Below are 20,602 nucleotides of genomic sequence, written 5' to 3'. Positions count from 1 at the left end.
TTGGTTGGCTTAGTTAGTGATGTAGGATTAAAAAGAACTTTAAATGAAGACTTTACTATTTATTTAGAAAAAGAAGATTTTAAAATATACGTAGTTGCAGATGGAATGGGCGGACATAATGCTGGTGAGGTAGCTAGTAAAATGGCAGCAGAACAAATTGTAAAATATGTAGAAGAAAAGTTTTTTTCTATAACTAAAGAAGAATTGATTGAATCAGCAATTCAAAAATCAAATGAATTAATTTTTGAATATTCAAAGACTAATCAAGCTCTAAATGGAATGGGAACTACAGTTACGGCTTGTTTAATAACTAAAGATTTTATTCACATTGCAAATGTAGGAGATAGTTCATGTTTAGCAGTAAAGGATGGAAAAATAACAAAAATAACAAAAGATCATTCTTTAGTACAAGAATTGATAGATAGTGGAAGTATAACAGAAGAAGATGCAATAAACCATCCTAAAAAAAATATAATAACGAGAGCTTTAGGAACTGGTAGAAAAGTAGATGTAGATATTTTTCCATTAAAAAGTAATCAATATGATTTATATATTTTATGTTCAGATGGACTTACAAATGAATTAACAAATGAAGAAATATTGTCTATAATTAATGAGGAAAATGATTATAATAATGCAGCTAATAGATTGGTGAATTTGGCAAAAGAAAAAGGTGGTAGAGATAACATAACTGTATTGTTGTTTGGAGGAGAGATGTAACATGAAAGGGATTATATTAGGTAATAGATATGAATTGCTTGAAAAAATAGGCGAAGGTGGAATGTCTGAAGTTTTTAAAGCAAGATGTAATAAATTAAATAGATTTGTAGCAGTTAAAATTCTTAAAAAAGAATTTTGTAATAATGCTGATATTGTTGAAAAGTTTAAAGGGGAAGCTACTGCAATTGCCACTTTATCTGATAACAATATTGTAAATATATTAGATGTGGGCACACAAGATGATTTAAATTATATAGTTATGGAGTTAGTTGATGGTAAGACATTAAAAGATACCATAAATAAATTTGGTAAAATGAATTATGAAAAAGCTATATTAACAGCTATACAAATAGCAAAGGCATTAGATTGTGCACATAGAAATAAAATAATTCATAGAGATGTCAAACCACAAAATATTTTAGTTGCTGAAAATGGTGCAATTAAAGTAACTGATTTTGGAATCGCTAAATCAACCTCCTCATCAACTATTACTAATACTAGCACTATAATGGGATCAGCTCATTATCTTTCTCCAGAACAAGCAAAAGGAAGTTTTATAGATTATAGAACAGATTTATATTCACTAGGAGTTGTATTATATGAAATGGTTACAGGTGTTCTACCATTCGAAGCAGATACTGCTGTAACTATTGCATTAAAGCATTTGCAAGAAAATGTTATACCACCTAAAAATCTTAATTCCAAAATACCTGATAATTTAAATAAGTTAATATTAAAATGCATGGAAAAAGATCCTAATAAGAGGTATCAAACTGCTAAAGAAGTAATATTAGATCTTGAAAAGATAAAGGAAAATCCTAATGCTATAATAGATAGTGTTACAGATAATGAACATACAATAATAATGTCAGCAGTAACAGAAGAAATATCAAAACAATCTAATTTAAACAATAGTGCTTATGAAGAGGATGATTATTATTATGACGATGATGATTATGAGGAAGATAATGAAACAAAATCGAAAAATATCAATAAGAAAAAGATTATGAAAATTGGAATGATAATAGGAGGCTTAGCGCTTCTAATATTATTAGGTATAGGATTGTTTACATTATTTAGCTCTGCAGGTACAAATAAAGAAGTAGAAGTTCCGAATATTATAGGTAGCACATTAGAGCAGGCAAAGGCTAAACTTGAAGGCATGGATTTGATTTTGGTAGATGCTGGAACTGAAAAAAGTGATCAACCAGAGGGAACAATTATTAAAATAGATCCTAAAGAAGGAACTAAAGTAAAGGTAAAAAGTAAAGTTAGAGTTATTGTCAGTTCAGGAGAAACTAAGGTTAAAATGCCTGATTTAAGGGAAGATGATTTAGATACAGCTAAAAAGATTTTAGAATCCCTTGGATTAAAGATAGATAATACTACAGAAGAATATAGCAATGATATTCCAAAAGGACAAATAATAAGCCAAAATCCAACTAAAGATACAGAAATAACTACATCTACAAAGGTTTCAATAGTTGTAAGTAAGGGTTCGGAGATAAAATATTCTAAGGTTCCTAGTGTGATAGGTTTAACTTTAGATGAAGCAAAGGTTAAACTTGAAAATGCAAAATTAAAAGTTTCAATTGTAGAAAAAGAAACAAATGATGAGTCTAACAATGGTAAAGTATTATCACAATCTAATGAAGGCTCTAATGTAAGGCAATGGAGTACAATTACAATTACTATTGGTAAATATGTGAAACCAGAACCTAAACCAGAACCAATTACTCCACCACAAGAAACACCAGGAAACAATACTCCAGGAAGCAATACACCGGGAGGAACAACACCTGGGAATAATAACAATAATAATAAACCAGGTACTACCCCTCCAATATCTGAAGATGAAGCAGAAAATCAGGATGTACCAACTCAAGGTCCAGGAAAAACTACTAACAGTAAACCACATTAATAATAATGGAGAGGTATGGGTTAAAAACCACCCTCTCTTTTTTATAAAAGTTGAATTATTTACAAAATTTTGTTTATTATAGTAATGAGAAAAATTTAATTATGGAGGAATATATGAAGGGAAAAATAATAAAAGGAATAGCTGGATTTTACTATGTAAAAGTTGATGACGAACTAATAGAATGTAAGGCAAGAGGAAAATTTAGACATAAAGATATTAAACCGATGGTTGGAGATAATGTTATTATAAAACTTGAAAATGGTAAAGGTGTTATTGAAGAAATTAGTGAAAGAACTTCTAAATTAGTTAGGCCGGCTGTTGCTAATATATCATTAGCATTTGTGGTATTTGCGATTAAGAATCCTGATATAAATTTCGACTTATTAAATAGGTTTTTGGTTTTATGTGAGTATAATAATATTGAAGCTATAGTTTGTTTAAATAAGGTAGATTTAGTATCAGAAGAAGAACGAGAAGAAATTAAGAATAAAATTAATGATATAGGATATGAAGTATTATACATAAATGCTAAAGAAGGACTAGGTATAGAGCTCCTTAAAGAGAGGATTAACGGTAATATAACAGTTTTATGTGGTCCATCAGGTGCTGGAAAATCTACATTAATCAACAAGCTTACATCTAAAGAACATATGCAAACAGGAACTGTCAGTGAAAAGATAGGAAGAGGTAAGCATACAACAAGACACAGTGAATTGATAGAAGTTGCGGATGGGTATATTGTTGATACACCAGGATTTTCAACTTTAGAAGTAAAGGAACTTATGAGTAAAGAAGAGTTGAAATACTGTTTTCCAGAATTTGAAGAACATAATGAAAGTTGTAAATATAGAGGTTGTTTACACAATAAAGAACCACAATGTGCAATAAAAAAATATGTAGAAGAAGGTAAAATTAATAAATACAGATATGAATTTTATATAAGAACATTAGAAGAAATAATAGAGGGGGAAAAAAATAAATGGTAAAAGTAGCACCATCAATATTATCAGCAGATTTTTCAAGATTAGGAGAGGATATAGAAAGAATAGATAAAGCAGGAGCAGATTTTATTCATATAGATGTTATGGATGGGTCTTTTGTACCGAACATATCATTTGGATTTCCAGTTATAAAAGCTATAAGAAAGAGAACTAGCAAAGTTTTTGATGTACATTTAATGATAGAAAATCCATCAAAATATATAGACGAATTTATAACAGCAGGAGCAGATATTATAACTGTTCATTATGAAGCAGATAAACATATTGATAGAACAATTCAATATATTAAATCAAAAGGGAAAAAAGCAGCGGTTTCATTAAATCCGGGAACACCAACAATGGTATTAAAAGATTTAATATCTCAATTAGATATGGTATTGATAATGTCTGTAAATCCAGGATTTGGAGGTCAAAAGTTTATTCCATATGCGCTAGAAAAGATTAAAGAAGTAAAGGAATTAAGTGAGAAATTAAATCCAACATTATTAATAGAGGTAGATGGAGGTGTTGATTCTTCTAATGTAAGTTTACTAATTGAAGCAGGAGCTAATGTAATAGTAGCTGGTTCAGCCATATTTAATGGTAGTAATATAGAAGAGAATATAAAAGCCTTAAGGGGGTAACTAACAAAATGAGAGTAATAATTGTAAGTGGAGGCAATCCCCCATCTAAAGAACTTTTAGAAAGTTATATTAAAGATGCAGATTTTATTATAGCAGCAGATAAAGGTGGAGAATGTCTTTTGAATTATGGAATTACTCCGAATTTGCTTCTTGGAGACTTTGATTCGATGAAAAAAGAAGTTTTAAAAGAACTTGAAAATAAAGTAAATGAAGTTGTGAAATATCCACCAGAAAAAGACTTTACTGATACAGAAATTGCATTTTTAGAGTCAATAAAAAGAGGTGGTGATAAAATATATTTATTTGGAGCAACAGGTACAAGGTTAGATCATACACTAGGGAATATAGGATTACTTTTAAACGCAAAAAATAAAGGTGTATATCTTGAAATTATAGACAATAATAATAGGATGTATTTAGGAAATAAAAAAATAAAGTTGTTTGGAAAATATGGAGAAAATATATCCTTTCATGCTTTATCTGATAAAGTGAAGTCTTTAAAAATAAAAGGTGGTAGGTATACCTTGTTAGAATGTGATGTATCATTGCTAGAACCAAGAGCAATATGTAATGAATTTATAGACACTCCAATTGAAATTGAGTATAAAGAAGGAGAATTATTAATATTACATTCTTTTGATTAAATTTTTATAAAAGAAAAAATACTTTGTAATTTAAATTATGTAATTATTTGAAGTGTTTTAAGTATATTTTTTTATTTAAAGATAATAATAGAAATATTATTTTAATATGTATTTATTGAATTTATTTTTATATAAAATGATAAAAACAGGAACATTTTTATCATTTATGAATATTAATATATTAAGAGCATTAATATATTAATTTTCAGGAGGACTAAAATGAAGATTGTAGCATTTAAATTACCTAAGTTTTTTTCGAGTATAATAAAATTTTTTAGAAAAAATAAATAGAGTATACATATAACTCTAAAATAAGAAAAAATAAAAAATGCAATTGGGATAACAATTGCATTTTTTATTTGAACTATATTGCTCTTTGAACCTTACCAGATCTAAGGCATCTTGTACATACATGAACAGTTTTTGGTGTTCCGTTAACTAAAGCCTTTACTTTCTTTATGTTAGGAGCCCAAGTTCTCTTTGATTGACGATGTGAATGGCTGAATTGTACACCAGATACAACACCTTTATCACAAATTTCGCATCTTCTTGCCACTAGAAAACACCTCCTTATATTGTAAAGATAATTATCTTCAATAGGACAGAATGAATTATATCACATAAAGTATAAAGTATGCAAGTTAATTTTCAAAAGAAAAGGCAATAATATTATTATTTAAAGAGATATTTCTTGAATAAAATACCGTTCTAAGATAGAATATACAATAAGGATATAATATTTAGGAGGAATAGCAATGGTTGGATTTTCAAACGAAAATGGTAATATAAGTTATTCAGAAGAAGTCTTAGCTAAGATTGTTGGATTATCAACAATGGAATGTTATGGCGTAGTTGGCATGGTTTCTAAAAATGCTACTGATGGATTTTGGGAGCTTATGCGTATAGAAAACTTGAGTAAAGGTGTAAAATTAAATTTAATAGAAGAAAATAGATTACAAGTAGAGTTATTTGTTATGGTTGAATATGGAACAAAAATATCTGTTATAGCTAATAATATAATTCAAAAAGTTCGTTATAGTGTTGAGAATTACACAGGGTTAAAGGTTTCATCGATAACAGTAAATGTTCAAGCGGTAAGAGTCTAGGAGGTTAAATTAGATGGAATTTAAAAAAATAAATGGCCATGATTTTTATAACATGGTTGTAAATGCTAGCAATAGATTATTAGAACAAAGCGATTTTGTAAATGCTTTAAATGTATTTCCTGTACCAGATGGTGACACAGGAACAAATATGTCAATGACTTTTAAAGCAGCAGTTAAAGAAATAGAAAATATAAATTCTAATTCAATTGGAGAAATATCTAAAAAGTTAGCAAAAGGTGCACTAATGGGTGCAAGAGGAAATTCTGGTGTTATTTTATCTCAAATATTAAGAGGATTTTCTAAAGGCCTAGATGGTAAGAGTGAAGTAGATCCAACTGAATTTGCAATTGGATTTTTTGAAGGATGTAATGCAGCTTATAAAGCAGTTATGAGACCGACAGAAGGAACAATACTTTCAGTAATAAGAGCAGCATCAGAGGCAGCTGTGGCATCTAATGCTAATGATATTGTAGCTTTAATGAAAGAAGTAAATAAAGAAGCTAAAATAATGCTTGATAAAACACCAGAATTATTACCTGCTTTAAAGAAAGCGAAAGTAGTAGATTCAGGTGGTATGGGACTTTATATTATACTTGAAGGTATGCTTGAAGCATTAACAGAAGAAATTGAAGCAGAGATTAAAGATATAAATGTTAATTCAGAAGCTCAAAAAGTGGGCGCTAAAGCTACTGAAGATATAGATATTAAATTTGGATATTGCACTGAATTTATAATACTTGGAGATGCAAAGAGAGCAAAAGAATTTCAAGATAAGATAGAGTCATTAGGCGATTCTATGATTGTTGTAGGATATGAAGATGTAATTAAAGTTCATATTCACACTAATGATCCAGGGTTAGTTTTATCTCACGCTGTAAAAATAGGTGAATTATCAAAAATTAAAATTGATAATATGAGAGAAGAACATAGAGAATTGTTATCTGTAACTGAAGAAGCTAATGAAAAATTAGTAGATGATATAGCAGTAGATAAAGTTGAACATAAAAAGTATGCTTTTATAACTGTGGCAATGGGAGATGGGCTTGTAAAGATATTTAAAGATTCAGGTGTTGATTATGTTATAGAAGGTGGTCAAACGATGAATCCATCTACTCAAGATATATTAGATTGTATTGATAAAATAAGTGCAGATAATATTTTTATAATGCCAAATAATAAAAATATTATTATGGCAGCTAATCAAGCAGCAGAAATTTCCGATAAAAATATAGTAGTAATACCAACAACAACTATTCCACAAGGTATTGCATGTATAACTATGTTTAATCCAGAGCATGAAGTGGATGAAAATATTGAAGAATTAAATGAAATTATAAAATCAATAAAAACAGGATCTGTAACTTATGCTGTTAGAGATACTGAAATTGATGGAATAGAAATTAAACAAGGAAACATGCTAGGTCTAATAGAAGGTAAAATTAAGGAAGTAGGGGAAAATTCAATATCTGTTGCTAAAAAAGTTTTACAAGATATGTTAGATAATGAAAGTGAATTAGTTAGTATTTATTATGGAGAAGAGATGGAAGAAGATAAGGTTCATGAATTTATAAGCGAATTAGAAGATGAATATGGAGATTTAGATATTCAAGCTTATAAAGGAAATCAACCTTTATACTATTTCTTAATGTCAGTAGAATAAGACATAATAAAAAATAAAAAGTCTATATGTAAAGTATATTTTTCATTATAGTAAAAATAAATTTATAGATATTAAAGAATAAAAAAGCACCTTAATTGGTGCTTTTTTTGGAGGATAAATTTAATGGATATATATAGTAATATTTCTTCATTGAAAGGGGTAGGCCCAAAACTAACAGAAAAATTAAATAAATGTGGAATTTTTAATATTCTGGATCTCTTATTATATTTTCCTAGAGATTATGAGTTTGTAAGTGGGAATTTAGAATTTGATGAAATAATTGATGATGAAAAGCAGATTCTAATGTGTAAAGCAGTAAAGATAAAAACTGATTTTAAAACTAAGACAGGTAAGATTTTAACAACAATAGAATTTGATTACTCTAATCATAAAGTGGTTGCGAAATGGTTTAATCAGCGTTATATAAAAAATACTATTTATATAAATAAAACATATAATTTAATGGGTAAATTTAAAAGGATAGGAAAAACACTAGAAGTAATTAATCCTGTTATTGTTTGTGAAGAAGCATTAAAGAATAATATTTTACCTAAATATCCTTTGAAGGGGGATATAAATAATAAAACAATTGAAAAATTAATAAATAGTATAATTTCATCTATAGAAATAAGAGAGAATTTACCGATTGAGATATTAAATAGATATTCTCTTATATCATTAAATAATGCGATAAAAAGCATACATTTTCCAGATGATAAAATTAGTTTAGAAAAGGCTACTATTAGATTAAAATTTCAAGAATTATTTACTTATTCTTTAAAATTACTATTAATAAAATATAAACTTAAAGAAAATAGAAATGGAATAATATTTGAGTGGGTAGATGAGCTTAGAGAGTTAAAAAATAAAATACCATATCAGCTTACTAATGCACAGACAAAAGTGGTTAGAGAAATTCTAAGAGATCAAAAATCTTTGCATCCAATGAATAGACTAGTTCAAGGAGATGTTGGAAGTGGAAAAACAGTAATTGCTTTGATTGCTATATTTAATGCTATAAAAAATGGCTATCAATGTGCGTTTATGGCACCAACTGAAATTTTAGCTACTCAACATTATGAAGAAGCAAAAAGGCTTTTTGATGATTTTGATATAGAAATTGAATTATTGACTGGAAGTACCTCATTAAAAGAAAAAAGGCGTGTTAAAGAAAGAATAAGAGGAGAACAACCTATATTAATAATAGGTACACATGCTCTTTTTCAAGAAGATGTTGAATTTAAAAAATTGGGTTTAATAATTACTGATGAACAACATAGATTTGGTGTTGAACAAAGAAGTAAATTAATAAATAAAGGAAAACAAGCAGATTGTCTTGTTATGACAGCTACACCTATTCCAAGAACATTAGCTCTTTATTTATATTCAGATTTAGATGTTTCAATAATTGATGAGTTACCACCAGGTAGAAAAAAAATAGATACTAGATTTTATCAAGATAATAATAAAAATCTTGCTTATGAATTAGCGCTTGAAGAAATAAAAAAAGGAAGGCAAGTATATATTGTATGTCCTTTAATTGAAGAAGATGAAAAAGAACAGTTGAATTCAATTGAAACTTTATATAGAAAGCTAGTAAATAGTGAATTTAAAGATGTAGGTGTTGAAATACTTCATGGAAAGATGAAAGCTAGTGAAAAACAAGATATTATAACAAGATTTAAAAATGATGAATTTAAGGTATTGATATCTACAACAGTGATAGAGGTAGGGGTTAATGTACCAAATGCTTCTGTTATGATTATTGAAAATGCTGAAAGATTTGGATTAGCACAGCTTCATCAGTTAAGAGGTAGAGTTGGAAGAGGAAAATATGCATCATATTGTATTTTAATAGCTAAAGCTAAAAGTAATATAACTAAGAAAAGAATGATGATAATGACTGAATCTTCTGATGGTTTTTTTATTTCAGAAGAAGATTTGAAATTAAGAGGAGCAGGAGAGATGTTTGGGAGAAAACAAAGTGGAGATGAAGGTTTTATTTTAGCTAACTTATATGAAGATGTGAATATATTAAGATCAGCAAAAGCTGAAGCGTATAATTTAATACATAATAATTATGAAGAAGGTTTTCAACTAATAGATCAAATGCAAAAAAACTTAGAAAAAAGCAGTAAATATATTTGTTTTAATTAATTTGAATTAATATATATAAATATGTTAATATATTTAATATATGCTGTTAAGGAGGAAAAATTTTGAGAATAATATCAGGAAAAGCTAGAGGACGTAAATTAATACCTCCTGCAACAATGGAAACTAGACCAACACTTGACAGAGTAAAAGAAGCTATGTTTAGTATGATTCAAGGTTATATACCTGATGCTGTTGTTATTGATGTTTTTGCAGGAACAGGAAGTCTGGGATTAGAATCAGCAAGTAGAGGAGCAAAAGAAGTTTATTTAGTAGATAAAAGTGCAGTTACTTTTCCTTTGCTTAAACAAAATGTGGAAAATTTAAAATTTCAAGATTTTTGTTTCCCTTTAAATATGGATTCTTATGAAGCTTTAAAAAGTTTGTCTAAGAAAGAAAAAGTTTTTGATTTAATTTTTATTGATCCACCATATTGTAAAGAAATGATTCCAAAAGCTATTGAAATTATTAAAAAAGAAAATATTTTAGATAGAGATGGAATAATTGTAACTAAAATTGATAGTATAGAAGAAATTTATGATGGTTATGAAGATATAATTCTAACAAAAAGCAGGAAGTATGGAAATACTACTGTGTGTTTTTATGCATATAAGGAGGATTAAACGTGAAAGTTGCTGTTTACCCAGGAAGTTTTGATCCAATAACAAATGGGCATCTTGATATCATAGAAAGAGGAGCTAAAGTTTTTGATAAGCTTATTATAGGTGTTTTGGTTAATGTTGATAAAAAAGGACTTTTTGAGATTGAAGAAAGAGTAGAATTAATAAAAAGAGTAACTAAACATTTGAAAAATGTAGAAGTTGTTAGTTTTAATGGACTTTTAATAGATTTTCTAAGAGATAAGGAAGCACAAGTTATTTTAAAAGGTCTTAGAGCGGTATCTGACTTTGAATATGAATTTAAAATGGCTCTTATGAATAATAAATTAGATCCTAATATAGAAACTGTTTTCATGATGACATCTACACAGTATTCTTATTTAAGTTCTTCATCAGTGAAACAAGTAGCTAAATTTGGAGGATGTATTGAAGGTCTTGTGCCAAAAGAAATTATTCCTGATGTTATGAGTAGGATCAAAGTTTAAGGAGTGATATTATGGAGAAAATGGATGTAAATATCATGGAATTATTAGAATATTTACAGGATTTAGTTGATAATTCACCTAAAGTACCTATAAGTGGAAAGGTAATGGTTGATAAAAAAGAAATTCTTGAAGTAGTAGATCAGATAATAAATTATTTACCAGATCAATTTAAAAAGGCACAATGGGTTATGAATGAGAGAGAACGAATACTCGGAGAAGCTAAAAAAGAGTATGATTCTGTTAAACAAGAAACAATGATGATAATGAGACAAAATGTTGAAAATCATGATATTGTTAAAGAAGCTAAAATTAGAGGGCAAGAGATTATAGCCTCAGCTCAAAGAGATGCTAAGGCTATAAGATTAGGATCAAGAGATTATTCAGATGAAATTTTATCTGAACTTGATAGAGAGATAGAAGCACAAAAAGCAGTATTAATTAAAGGTCTTCAAAGTAGTTTTGAAACTGTAGCTAAAGATGTTGATGAAACTTTAGCAAGTGCATGCACAACAATTAGAGAAAATATTAAAGAATTAAGAGGTATGAAAAAATAATTTATAAAGTACTTTAAGCAATAGTGTTAATGTTGTAAGTATTATTATAGGTAAAAAATAAACATAGGGTTTTATATTATAACTTAAATTAAAAGTAGATGTAGTAACGGTAGTAGGTAAAATACTGATTAAAAAGTATGTTGTTATAAAACTAAAAAAACCTTGGACAAGTTTTAAAAATATATATTTTAAATAACATATTTTAAAATTGTTCATAAATGAACTAATTTGTGCAATTACAGAAAGACCGGAAAAAGAACATAAAAAACTTATAATTCCTAATTTTATAGGAAGTGAAATATTTAAATTAGAAATAAGATTACACCCGTTAGTCATTTCTATGCTTCCTAAAAATAGTGAAAATAAAGTTCCAGTTTTCATATTTAATAAATTTTCGATACACATAAATATATATTTTATATAAACATTATCTTTAAGAAGAGATATTACAACGGAAAATATAACAATAAATCCACCTATAGATAACGTTATATTTATTCCGTTACTAACAGCATCTTTTATTGCTTGTCCAAAATTTATTTTTTTCTGATTTGTAGAATCATAAGGAGAAATTTCACTTATGATTCTCTTTTTTTTTGTTATTATTCCAATTAAAATTGATGAGATATAATTACCTATAAGTAATAAATAACCTAATTTTGGATTTCCTAAAAGAGCTGATCCTACAGATCCTATTAAAAATAATGGTCCAGCATTAGAGGCTATATTTAATAATCTTTGACAATCAGAATCGTTAATATATCCTAAACTCCATAAATCTATAGAGTATTTAGCGCCCAATGGATAACCACATAAAAAACTGGCAACTATAGGAAAAGAGCAATTTTGGGATAAGCCTAATGGTTTACAAATTAGTGGTCCAAGAATTTTAGAATAAAGTGATATACCATCATAAGAAATTAATAAATTACAGATTACTAAAAATGGAAATGTGACTGGGATAACAGCTCTATACCAAAGTTTACAGCCATCAATAGCAGCTAAAGTACATTTTTGTATATTTAGTACAAAGAGTACTATAAATATAGAAAAAAACATACATAAAATAAAATTTTTATTTATGTTTAATTGTTTTATAAGAAGAATAATTAATAATATAATAAAGAACCATAAAATAAAAATATAATTCATAAAATCACTCCCATATTTAGTATATATATTTTATGGTTATGTTAAATATTATTATATTATGATAGGACTAGTTAAATAATCTTGCATTGGATTTACCTTAGGATTTAATAAGGAATATGTTTTAGTACCTAAGATATCAATTTTCATATGATCATTAATATTTTTTTTAGGGACCTTTGTAATTATATCGATATCGCTATTCTTTTTTATGTTTTTTAAAATTTCTTTTCCTTTAGATGTAAATCCAAGAATTCTACAATAAGGTGTAGGTTGCTTTGATAAATTTAATAAATCGTATTTTTCAAGATTCAAGAATGACTGAGCTAAAATTCTATTTATTCTAGTATAAGTATATCTTTTACTCTTAGAATTTAGTATTAATTCATCCAAAGAAGATGAATTTAGTAATTCTTTTAGTATTTTATTATCTAATCCTTCTGAAATGTCGGGTAAAGTTTTTAGTGAAGTATCATCTATTAATAATTTATATTTAATATATTTAAACATATCTTTTTCAAATATAAAAGGATAGTTTTCACATGATAACTTGTATAAAATATCATAACTTTCTTTAGGTAAATAATTTTTTAAATCTTTTAAGCAACCATTTTTTAAGTGATTTCTTATAGATGTTGCTGATGAAAAATCATTGTTTAACTTTTTTTCATTATATTTAGCACCTATTCTTTTTATAGTCATAGGTGTTATAGAACTATTAAGTAATTTTAAAGCTTTAATATATTCAATACCTAAAATATTATTTGAGTTTGAAATTATATCAGAGATATTATCTGATTTAAAAAAATCACTTAAAGATTTCGCCCTACTTAAATGAAAAGGAAGTCCTAAACTTAAATAATTTTTTAACATACTTTTGTATTTTTCTGGTTCGGATATTAATACAGAAGATATAGATTCTAAAGTTTTAACATTACCTTCTTCACTTCCAAAATACAAATTATCAATTATATTTAATGAATTTAATAATGATACTGAACCAAAAGCAAAATGTTCAGCAGATGATAATGAATATACCAATGGAAGTTCAATTACTAAATCAACACCATTTTTAAGTGCCATTTCAGTTCTTTTCCATTTATCTATTAAAGCAGGAATTCCCCTTTGCATAAAGTTACCACTCATAACACAAACAATATAGTCTGCATTTGTATCTAACTTACAATTATTTAAGTGATATTGATGCCCTTTATGAAAGGGATTATATTCTGTAATTATTCCTGTTATCATAATAAAAACACTCCTTAATAAGTATAATATTCTGTTATTATAACATATTAAAAAAGATAGTAGTTTATCGTTAAAAAAATGTCAATATAATAAAAAAAAGTATATATAAAATTCAATTTATTATTTAGAAGGCTAAAAAATAAATAAAAAGTAAAAAATATTGTCAGATAATTTTGAGTATTTGAAATGTATAAACTTCTATTTTTATGAGCAAAACTAGTTGAAAAAGTTAGTCATATAGGAGTATATTAGAGAAGAGCGATAAAGTTGAAAGGAGAATTTTATATGCAACTTATGGAAAAAATGTGGGATAGAGCTAAAGCAGATAAAAAAAATATAGTATTACCTGAGGGTAATGAGGAGAGAAATATTACAGCAGCTCAAAAAATAGTTGAACTAGGTTTAGCAAATCCAATTTTAATTGGAAATAGAGAAGAAATACTAAATAAAGCAAACGAAATTGATATAGATATATCTAAAGTTAAAATAATAGATCCTAATGATTCTGAAGACTTAGAAAAATATATAGAAGCTTTCTATGAACTTAGAAAAAATAAAGGAATGACTATGGCAAAGGCCGAAAAGATTGTAAGAGATCCTCTTTATTTTGCTACAATGATGGTAAAATTAGATGATGCAGATGGAATGGTTTCAGGAGCTGTACACACTACTGGGGATTTACTTAGACCGGGATTACAAATTATAAAAACTGCACCAGGTGCATCAGTTGTTTCAAGCTTTTTTATAATGAATGTACCAAATTCAAATTATGGAGTAGACGGTACTTTGATATTTGCAGATTGTGCAGTTAATCCAAATCCGAATGAAGATCAATTAGCTGAAATTGCTATTACTACAGCTGAAACAGCTAAGAGACTTTGTAATATGGAGCCAAGAGTAGCGATGCTATCATTCTCTACAATGGGAAGTGCAGATAATGCTATGGTAGATAAAGTTAGAAATGCAACAGAAAAAGCAAAGGCTTTAAGACCTGATTTAATGATAGATGGTGAATTACAATTAGATGCTGCAATAGTAAAAAAAGTAGCAGATCAAAAAGCACCAAATAGTGAAGTGGCAGGAAAAGCTAATGTTTTAGTATTCCCTGATTTACAATCAGGAAATATAGGTTATAAATTAGTTCAAAGATTTGCTAATGCAGATGCTATTGGACCAATTTGTCAAGGTTTTGCAAAACCTATAAATGATTTATCAAGAGGATGCAGTGCAGATGATATAGTTAATGTTGTTGCATTAACTGCTGTTCAAGCACAAAATATTAAATAAGTTTTACAAGGAGATGGGAAAATGAAAGTACTAGTTATAAACTGTGGAAGTTCTTCATTAAAATATCAACTTATAGATATGACTACTGAGGAAGCTTTAGCTGAAGGTCTTGTTGAAAGAATAGGAATTCAAGGTTCTATATTAACTCAAAAGGTTAAAGGAAGAGATAAATATATAGTAGAAAATCCATTAAAGGATCACCAAGATGCTATTGAACTTGTATTAAATAGTTTAGTTCATGAAAAATTTGGAGTTATAAAATCAATGGATGAAATAAGTGCTGTTGGTCATAGAGTAGTTCATGGAGGAGAAAAATATTCTCAATCAGTATTAGTTGATGAAGAAGTTATGAAAAATATAGAAGAGTTTATTAAGTTAGCGCCTCTTCATAATCCACCAAATATAATAGGTATAAAGGCATGTCAAAAACTTATGCCAAATACTCCTATGGTTTGTGTATTTGATACAGCGTTCCATCAAACAATGCCAGAAAAGGCATATGTATATCCATTATCTTATGAATACTATGAAAATGATCATATTAGAAGATATGGATTCCATGGAACATCTCATAAATATGTAGCTAATAAAGTTGCAGAGACTATGAAAAAGGATATTAAAGATTTGAAAATTATAACATGCCATTTAGGAAATGGAGTTAGTGTTACAGCTGTTGATGGTGGGAAGTCTATAGATACTACAATGGGATTCACACCACTTGCTGGAACTATAATGGGATCAAGATGTGGAGATATAGATCCAGCAATAGTTATGTATCTAGTAAAAGAAAAAGGATACAATATTGATGAAGTTAATGAAATTTTAAATAAAAAATCTGGTATTTTAGGAGTTTCAGGGGTTGGAACAGATTTCAGAGATATAAGAAGTGCTATGGGAGAAAATAATAAAAGAGCAATTCTTGCAACAGATATATTTGGATATCAAATAAAGAAACAAATAGGAGCATATGCAGCTGTTATGGGTGGTGTTGATGCTATTGTATTTACAGCAGGTATTGGAGAACATGCACCTGAAGTTAGAATAAGAGCATTAACTGGTCTTGAGTTTATAGGAATAAAACTAGATACAACTAAGAATGATAGTCATGAGGTTGGCGATGGAATGTTAATTTCTGCTGAAGATTCTGGAGTTAAAGTTTATGTTATTCCTACAAATGAAGAATTAATGATAGCAAAAGAAACTTTAGCATTAGTGTAATATAAAGTAATTTGATAATAAAATTCTTGACTTTTATCGATACACTTTATATAATAAATTGTGTTTGTTTAACAAATATAGAAGCTAAGGAGTGAAGGAAAAGTTTGTTACATGATAAAAATTATTTATATTGTGTAATAAGGTTCCGTAATTATGAAAATACGAGTTTCAGATCTTATTTCAAGAAAAGAAAGAAGTAAAAAAATCGACTACAAATTTCAAATGCCTAAATTTGAATTTGAAGGTGATATAATTACTCCTATAAGCGATTGTGAAGTAGTAGGAGTGATCAAATCAGATAAAGACATTTTAATAATGGAAGCTAAGGTAACAGTTACTTTAGAAATGATTTGTTCAAGATGTTTAGATACCTTTATCTATCCAATAGATATTGATATAGAGGAGAGGTTTACAAATAATAATGAACTTCAATCAGAAGAAGTTATTATTGTACTTGATGACGTTTTAGACATCACAGAAATTGTTGAAAATAATATAATTTCAACCTTACCTATTAAAAGACTTTGTAAGGACGACTGTAAGGGACTATGTCAAGAATGTGGTGCTAACCTTAATAAAGAATCTTGTTCTTGTATTAAAGGTGATGTAGATATTCGATTTGATGTTCTAAAAAGTCTGTTCAACAATAAGGAGGTGTAATTATGGGAAATCCTGCAAGAAAGTGTTGTAGCGCAAGAAGAGATTCTAGAAGAGCTCAAACTTTTAAGGCTAGCTTACCTGGTATAATTGAGTGTCCTCAATGCCACGAAATGAAGCTTGCTCATAGAGTATGTAAAAACTGTGGATTCTACAAAGGTAAAGAAGTTGTATCTTCAGAAAAATAAAAGAAAGTCTTTTGACTTTCTTTTATTTATATATTTAGAAATTTTAAAGAAAATACTAATTTGGGTATTTTCTTTAAAATTTCTAAAGAGAGAGGTTAAATTTATGAAGATAGCTATTGATGGGATGGGTGGCGATAATGCACCAAGCGCTGTTGTAGATGGAGTTATAAAGGCGATAAATGAATATAAAGAAGTTATATTTTACATTACAGGGCCAGAAGAAAAAATTTTATTAGAACTTTCTAAATATGATTATCCAAAAGAAAGAGTAATATTAATTGATGCAAAAGAAGTAATATCAACTAATGAACATCCAGTTATGGCTTTAAGAAAAAAGAAAGATTCTAGTATAGTTAAGGCTTTGAATTTAGTTAAAGATGGAACGTGTGATGGGATAATATCAGCAGGAAGCACTGGTGCATTTTTAGCGGGATGTACGTTGATTGTAGGGAGAATAAAAGGTGTTGAAAGACCAGCTTTAGCCCCTATAATGCCAGGTAGAAGAGGAAGCTTTATGATTGTTGATGTTGGAGCAAATGTAGATTGTAAACCAGAATATTTAGTTCAGTTTGGAAAAATGGGGAATATATATTATAAAAATGTTTTTAACGTAAATGAACCTAGTGTTGGACTTTTAAATATTGGAGTTGAAGAAGAAAAAGGAAATGAGCTTACAAAAGCGACATATAAACTTTTAAAGGAAGAAAAGTCTATTAAATTTGTAGGAAATATAGAACCAAGAGATATACCAACAGGTGATACTAATATCTTAGTAAGTGATGGTTTTTCCGGAAATACAGCATTAAAAATGTATGAGGGATCGGCAAGTAATCTTTTGGGTATGATAAAAGATGAGGTAATTAAAGCTGATATTAAAAGTAAACTAGGAATTTTACTTTTAAAACCATTTTTAAAAGGTGTAATGAAAAAGTTTGATTATAAAGAATATGGTGGAGCACCTTTTCTTGGGGTCAATGGTATTTGCATAAAGGCGCATGGAAGTTCAGATGGAAGAGCTTTTAAGAATGCTATTAGACAAACAAAAACTTTTTATGATAGTGGTGTATTAGAAGAAATAAAAAAAGAATTTTTAAGTGAAATGTAAATCTTCTTAATAAACTATTAAATTCATATTGACGAGCAAGATAATATATACTATTATCTAAATGTAGAGTTTGGGAGGTGAAATAAATGTTTGAAAAGATTCAAAATATTGTAGCTGATAAGCTAAGCATAGATTTAGAAAGTATTACTATGGACTCATCATTTATTGAAGATTTAAATGCTGATTCATTAGATATAGTTGAACTTATAATGGCGTTAGAAGATGAATTAGATATGGAAATACCAGACGAAGATGTTGAAGGCTTTAAGACCGTTGGAGATGTCGTTAACTATGTAAAAGCTCATCACGAAGAATAAAATAATCCCGCCTATAAGCGGGATTTTATTTATAACTAGTTTATTCTTGAATTTGTTATGTTAGAAAAATAAATGATAAATACTTATAAAAATATTATTTATTTATAGCTCTCTAGCAAGTTGAAGAATAAACTTCAAGGAGTGTATAAAATGAATAAATATAAAATTAATGATATAGAAAACAACTTGGGAGTTTATTTTAACAATCCTTCATTATTAAAGACAGCATTAACTCATAGTTCATTTGGAAATCAATTTAAAGATGCTAAATATAATGAAAGATTGGAATTTTTAGGAGATGCTGTATTGCAACTTTGTATTACAGAATATCTATTTAATAATTTCAAAAATAAATCAGAAGGTGAATTAACTAAAATTAGAAGTTTAATAGTTTGTGAGAATTCACTTTATGAAATTGCAAAAAAATTAAATCTTGGTGAATATATACGTATGAGTAAAGGGGAAGAACTTACTGGTGGTAGAGATAGAATATCAATACAAGCAGATGCAGTAGAAGCAGTAATAGCAGCGGTTTACTTAGATAAAGGTACTGGGTTTGCTCAAGATTTCATATTACTTCATTTTGAAGAAATAATAAAAAAAGCAATAAATAATGAAATAGTTTTAGATTTTAAAACTAAGCTTCAAGAATTACTACAAAAAGATGGAGAAATCTTAATACAATATGAATTAGTTAAATATGAGGGTCCTCCACATAGAAGAAAGTTTTTTACAAATGTAATTATAGATGGTCAGATTATGGGGGAAGGATCTGGATATAGTAAAAAAGAAGCAGAACAAAATTCGGCGAAAGAAGCATTAAAAAGATTGGAAAATAGGAATGAGTAAAAATTATTATATAATACCTATATTTGTGCCACATGAAGGTTGTCCACATAATTGTGTATTTTGTAATCAGGATAGAATAACAGGTCTTAAGGATACTGTAACTACAGAAATCGTAAGGAAGACTATAGATGAATATTTAGAAACTATAAAAAATAAAGAAGCAACTATAGAAGTTTCATTCTTTGGAGGAACATTTACAGCTATCAAAGAAAAAAAGCAGAGAGAATTTTTAGAAATTGCAAAAGAATATAAAGATAAAAAGTTTATAAATAAAATAAGATTATCTACAAGACCAGATGCAATTAATGATTATATATTAACATATTTAAAAGAATACAATGTTGATATAATAGAACTTGGTGTTCAATCTTTGGATGATGAAATTTTAAGGAGAGCTGGAAGAGGTCATAGTGTTTTAGATGTTAAAAATGCTTCAGAGTTAATTAAAAAATATGGATTTACTTTAGGACATCAAATCATGCCAGGATTACCAGGAGATACATTTGAAACAGATATTAAAACAACTAAATTATCTATTCAGATGAAACCAGATATTTGTAGAATATATCCATCTTTAGTTATAAAAGATACACCTATGGAAGAAATGTATTATAGAGGAGATTATATTCCTTATTCATTAGATCAGGCTGTTGAAATAAGTAAAAATATGTATGAACTATATAGAGAGAATGATATAACTGTAATTAGAATTGGATTACAACCTACAGAAAGCATAAATGAAGGTAGAGATATAGTTGCAGGACCATTTCATCCTGCATTTAGAGAATTAGTTGAAGGAAGTTTAATTTCAAATTTAATTATTAAAAATATAAAGGAATCTGATAAATTGATAATTCAGATAAATCCTAAAGATATAAGCAAACTCTATTCAAATAAGAAAAAATATTTTAATATGATAAAAAACAAAGATGTTTTAGTAAGGCAAAATCCTAAAATTGATAGAGCTAGTATAGAATTATCAGTTGATGGTAAAAATTTAATTATAAAATATTAGCGAGAGGAGACTCTCGCTTTTTAAGTGTATATCAGAATTTATTGATATTTTATTGCCTTTAAGATAAAATTAATAGAA

The 20,602-nt window shown here is 27.8% G+C and carries 22 protein-coding genes; 19 read left to right on the top strand and 3 right to left on the bottom strand.

The genetic code is table 11. The features are described from left to right. From KYD98_RS06760 to KYD98_RS06740, 5 genes are all read left to right on the top strand, one after another. Positions 1-720 carry a Stp1/IreP family PP2C-type Ser/Thr phosphatase gene (locus KYD98_RS06760; protein ID WP_219778846.1) on the top strand — a complete coding sequence of 240 codons (720 nt, stop codon included), beginning with the start codon at positions 1-3 and terminating at the stop codon, positions 718-720. A 1-nt stretch (position 721) separates the two neighbouring features. Then, positions 722-2,641: a Stk1 family PASTA domain-containing Ser/Thr kinase gene (pknB, locus tag KYD98_RS06755; RefSeq protein WP_219778845.1), complete on the top strand. Its 1,920-nt coding sequence runs from the start codon at positions 722-724 to the stop codon at positions 2,639-2,641. A 113-nt stretch (positions 2,642-2,754) separates the two neighbouring features. Continuing rightward, positions 2,755-3,627 (top strand): ribosome small subunit-dependent GTPase A, encoded by an 873-nt coding sequence (gene rsgA / locus KYD98_RS06750; protein ID WP_219778844.1) that lies wholly within the window; start codon positions 2,755-2,757, stop codon positions 3,625-3,627. After that, positions 3,621-4,265 (top strand): ribulose-phosphate 3-epimerase, encoded by a 645-nt coding sequence (gene rpe, locus KYD98_RS06745; protein WP_219778843.1) that lies wholly within the window; start codon positions 3,621-3,623, stop codon positions 4,263-4,265. Before rsgA ends, rpe begins: the two co-directional genes overlap by 7 nt. 8 nt (positions 4,266-4,273) lie before the next feature. Further along, a complete protein-coding gene (locus tag KYD98_RS06740; RefSeq protein ID WP_219778842.1) occupies positions 4,274-4,909 on the top strand; it encodes a thiamine diphosphokinase in 636 nt (211 codons plus the stop codon). 364 nt (positions 4,910-5,273) lie between these two features. On the opposite strand, the gene rpmB is transcribed toward KYD98_RS06740, so the two are convergent. Then, positions 5,274-5,465: a 50S ribosomal protein L28 gene (gene rpmB / locus KYD98_RS06735; RefSeq protein ID WP_090090232.1), complete on the bottom strand. Its 192-nt coding sequence runs from the start codon at positions 5,463-5,465 to the stop codon at positions 5,274-5,276. A 199-nt stretch (positions 5,466-5,664) separates the two neighbouring features. On the opposite strand from rpmB, the gene KYD98_RS06730 reads away from it, so the two are divergent. From KYD98_RS06730 to KYD98_RS06705, 6 genes are all read left to right on the top strand, one after another. Then, positions 5,665-6,015 (top strand): Asp23/Gls24 family envelope stress response protein, encoded by a 351-nt coding sequence (locus KYD98_RS06730; protein WP_219778841.1) that lies wholly within the window; start codon positions 5,665-5,667, stop codon positions 6,013-6,015. Between the two features lie 13 nt (positions 6,016-6,028). Then, the gene (gene fakA, locus KYD98_RS06725) at positions 6,029-7,675 is read left to right on the top strand and encodes a DAK2 domain-containing protein (protein ID WP_219778840.1); all 1,647 of its coding nucleotides are present in this window, start codon (positions 6,029-6,031) and stop codon (positions 7,673-7,675) included. A gap of 123 nt (positions 7,676-7,798) precedes the next feature. Beyond that, positions 7,799-9,832 carry an ATP-dependent DNA helicase RecG gene (gene recG / locus KYD98_RS06720; protein ID WP_219778839.1) on the top strand — a complete coding sequence of 678 codons (2,034 nt, stop codon included), beginning with the start codon at positions 7,799-7,801 and terminating at the stop codon, positions 9,830-9,832. Between the two features lie 62 nt (positions 9,833-9,894). Next, positions 9,895-10,452: a 16S rRNA (guanine(966)-N(2))-methyltransferase RsmD gene (gene rsmD, locus KYD98_RS06715; protein WP_219778838.1), complete on the top strand. Its 558-nt coding sequence runs from the start codon at positions 9,895-9,897 to the stop codon at positions 10,450-10,452. Positions 10,453-10,454: 2 nt separating this feature from the next. Next, entirely contained in the window at positions 10,455-10,934 is a 480-nt protein-coding gene (gene coaD / locus KYD98_RS06710) for a pantetheine-phosphate adenylyltransferase (RefSeq protein ID WP_219778837.1), read from the top strand. A gap of 11 nt (positions 10,935-10,945) precedes the next feature. Next, positions 10,946-11,488 carry an ATPase gene (locus tag KYD98_RS06705; RefSeq protein WP_219778836.1) on the top strand — a complete coding sequence of 181 codons (543 nt, stop codon included), beginning with the start codon at positions 10,946-10,948 and terminating at the stop codon, positions 11,486-11,488. On the opposite strand, the gene spoVV is transcribed toward KYD98_RS06705, so the two are convergent. After that, positions 11,468-12,640 carry a dipicolinic acid transporter SpoVV gene (gene spoVV / locus KYD98_RS06700; RefSeq protein WP_219778835.1) on the bottom strand — a complete coding sequence of 391 codons (1,173 nt, stop codon included), beginning with the start codon at positions 12,638-12,640 and terminating at the stop codon, positions 11,468-11,470. The genes KYD98_RS06705 and spoVV overlap by 21 nt on opposite strands. 51 nt (positions 12,641-12,691) lie before the next feature. Next, a complete protein-coding gene (locus KYD98_RS06695) occupies positions 12,692-13,888 on the bottom strand; it encodes a nucleotidyltransferase (protein WP_219778834.1) in 1,197 nt (398 codons plus the stop codon). A 285-nt stretch (positions 13,889-14,173) separates the two neighbouring features. Here KYD98_RS06695 and pta point away from each other — a divergent pair, with 285 nt between their 5' ends. From pta to KYD98_RS06655, 8 genes are all read left to right on the top strand, one after another. Further along, positions 14,174-15,175, top strand: coding sequence for a phosphate acetyltransferase (gene pta, locus KYD98_RS06690; protein ID WP_219778833.1), 1,002 nt, complete (start codon positions 14,174-14,176; stop codon positions 15,173-15,175). Positions 15,176-15,196: 21 nt separating this feature from the next. Beyond that, entirely contained in the window at positions 15,197-16,393 is a 1,197-nt protein-coding gene (locus KYD98_RS06685) for an acetate kinase (RefSeq protein ID WP_219778832.1), read from the top strand. A 153-nt stretch (positions 16,394-16,546) separates the two neighbouring features. Further along, entirely contained in the window at positions 16,547-17,053 is a 507-nt protein-coding gene (locus tag KYD98_RS06680) for a YceD family protein (protein ID WP_219778831.1), read from the top strand. A 2-nt stretch (positions 17,054-17,055) separates the two neighbouring features. Further along, a complete protein-coding gene (gene rpmF / locus KYD98_RS06675; RefSeq protein ID WP_219778830.1) occupies positions 17,056-17,238 on the top strand; it encodes a 50S ribosomal protein L32 in 183 nt (60 codons plus the stop codon). Between the two features lie 103 nt (positions 17,239-17,341). Beyond that, positions 17,342-18,343, top strand: a complete 1,002-nt coding sequence (gene plsX, locus KYD98_RS06670; protein WP_219778829.1) for a phosphate acyltransferase PlsX — start codon at positions 17,342-17,344, stop codon at positions 18,341-18,343. An 86-nt stretch (positions 18,344-18,429) separates the two neighbouring features. Next, positions 18,430-18,660, top strand: a complete 231-nt coding sequence (gene acpP, locus KYD98_RS06665) for an acyl carrier protein (protein WP_219778828.1) — start codon at positions 18,430-18,432, stop codon at positions 18,658-18,660. A gap of 150 nt (positions 18,661-18,810) precedes the next feature. Further along, a complete protein-coding gene (gene rnc / locus KYD98_RS06660; RefSeq protein WP_219778827.1) occupies positions 18,811-19,509 on the top strand; it encodes a ribonuclease III in 699 nt (232 codons plus the stop codon). Continuing rightward, on the top strand, positions 19,502-20,524 hold the full coding sequence (locus tag KYD98_RS06655) for an elongator complex protein 3 (RefSeq protein WP_219778826.1): 1,023 nt from the start codon (positions 19,502-19,504) through the stop codon (positions 20,522-20,524). The genes rnc and KYD98_RS06655 overlap by 8 nt, the downstream gene beginning before the upstream one ends. Positions 20,525-20,602: the final 78 nt, after the last annotated feature.

It is taken from the genome of Clostridium weizhouense, from assembly GCF_019431045.1.
Lineage (GTDB): Bacteria > Bacillota > Clostridia > Clostridiales > Clostridiaceae > Clostridium > Clostridium weizhouense.
This window is presented reverse-complemented; position numbering and strand designations above follow the sequence as displayed.

Coding starts and splice junctions, on each gene's coding strand:
- KYD98_RS06655 (WP_219778826.1), top strand. CDS start 19,502: ATGAGTAAAAATTATTATATAATACCTATATTTGTGCCACATGAAGGT.
- KYD98_RS06730 (WP_219778841.1), top strand. CDS start 5,665: ATGGTTGGATTTTCAAACGAAAATGGTAATATAAGTTATTCAGAAGAA.
- KYD98_RS06705 (WP_219778836.1), top strand. CDS start 10,946: ATGGAGAAAATGGATGTAAATATCATGGAATTATTAGAATATTTACAG.
- plsX (WP_219778829.1), top strand. CDS start 17,342: ATGAAGATAGCTATTGATGGGATGGGTGGCGATAATGCACCAAGCGCT.
- rpmF (WP_219778830.1), top strand. CDS start 17,056: ATGGGAAATCCTGCAAGAAAGTGTTGTAGCGCAAGAAGAGATTCTAGA.
- KYD98_RS06680 (WP_219778831.1), top strand. CDS start 16,547: ATGAAAATACGAGTTTCAGATCTTATTTCAAGAAAAGAAAGAAGTAAA.
- rpe (WP_219778843.1), top strand. CDS start 3,621: ATGGTAAAAGTAGCACCATCAATATTATCAGCAGATTTTTCAAGATTA.
- pknB (WP_219778845.1), top strand. CDS start 722: ATGAAAGGGATTATATTAGGTAATAGATATGAATTGCTTGAAAAAATA.
- recG (WP_219778839.1), top strand. CDS start 7,799: ATGGATATATATAGTAATATTTCTTCATTGAAAGGGGTAGGCCCAAAA.
- KYD98_RS06695 (WP_219778834.1), bottom strand. CDS start 13,888: ATGATAACAGGAATAATTACAGAATATAATCCCTTTCATAAAGGGCAT.
- KYD98_RS06685 (WP_219778832.1), top strand. CDS start 15,197: ATGAAAGTACTAGTTATAAACTGTGGAAGTTCTTCATTAAAATATCAA.
- acpP (WP_219778828.1), top strand. CDS start 18,430: ATGTTTGAAAAGATTCAAAATATTGTAGCTGATAAGCTAAGCATAGAT.
- rnc (WP_219778827.1), top strand. CDS start 18,811: ATGAATAAATATAAAATTAATGATATAGAAAACAACTTGGGAGTTTAT.
- KYD98_RS06740 (WP_219778842.1), top strand. CDS start 4,274: ATGAGAGTAATAATTGTAAGTGGAGGCAATCCCCCATCTAAAGAACTT.
- rsgA (WP_219778844.1), top strand. CDS start 2,755: ATGAAGGGAAAAATAATAAAAGGAATAGCTGGATTTTACTATGTAAAA.
- fakA (WP_219778840.1), top strand. CDS start 6,029: ATGGAATTTAAAAAAATAAATGGCCATGATTTTTATAACATGGTTGTA.
- spoVV (WP_219778835.1), bottom strand. CDS start 12,640: ATGAATTATATTTTTATTTTATGGTTCTTTATTATATTATTAATTATT.
- pta (WP_219778833.1), top strand. CDS start 14,174: ATGCAACTTATGGAAAAAATGTGGGATAGAGCTAAAGCAGATAAAAAA.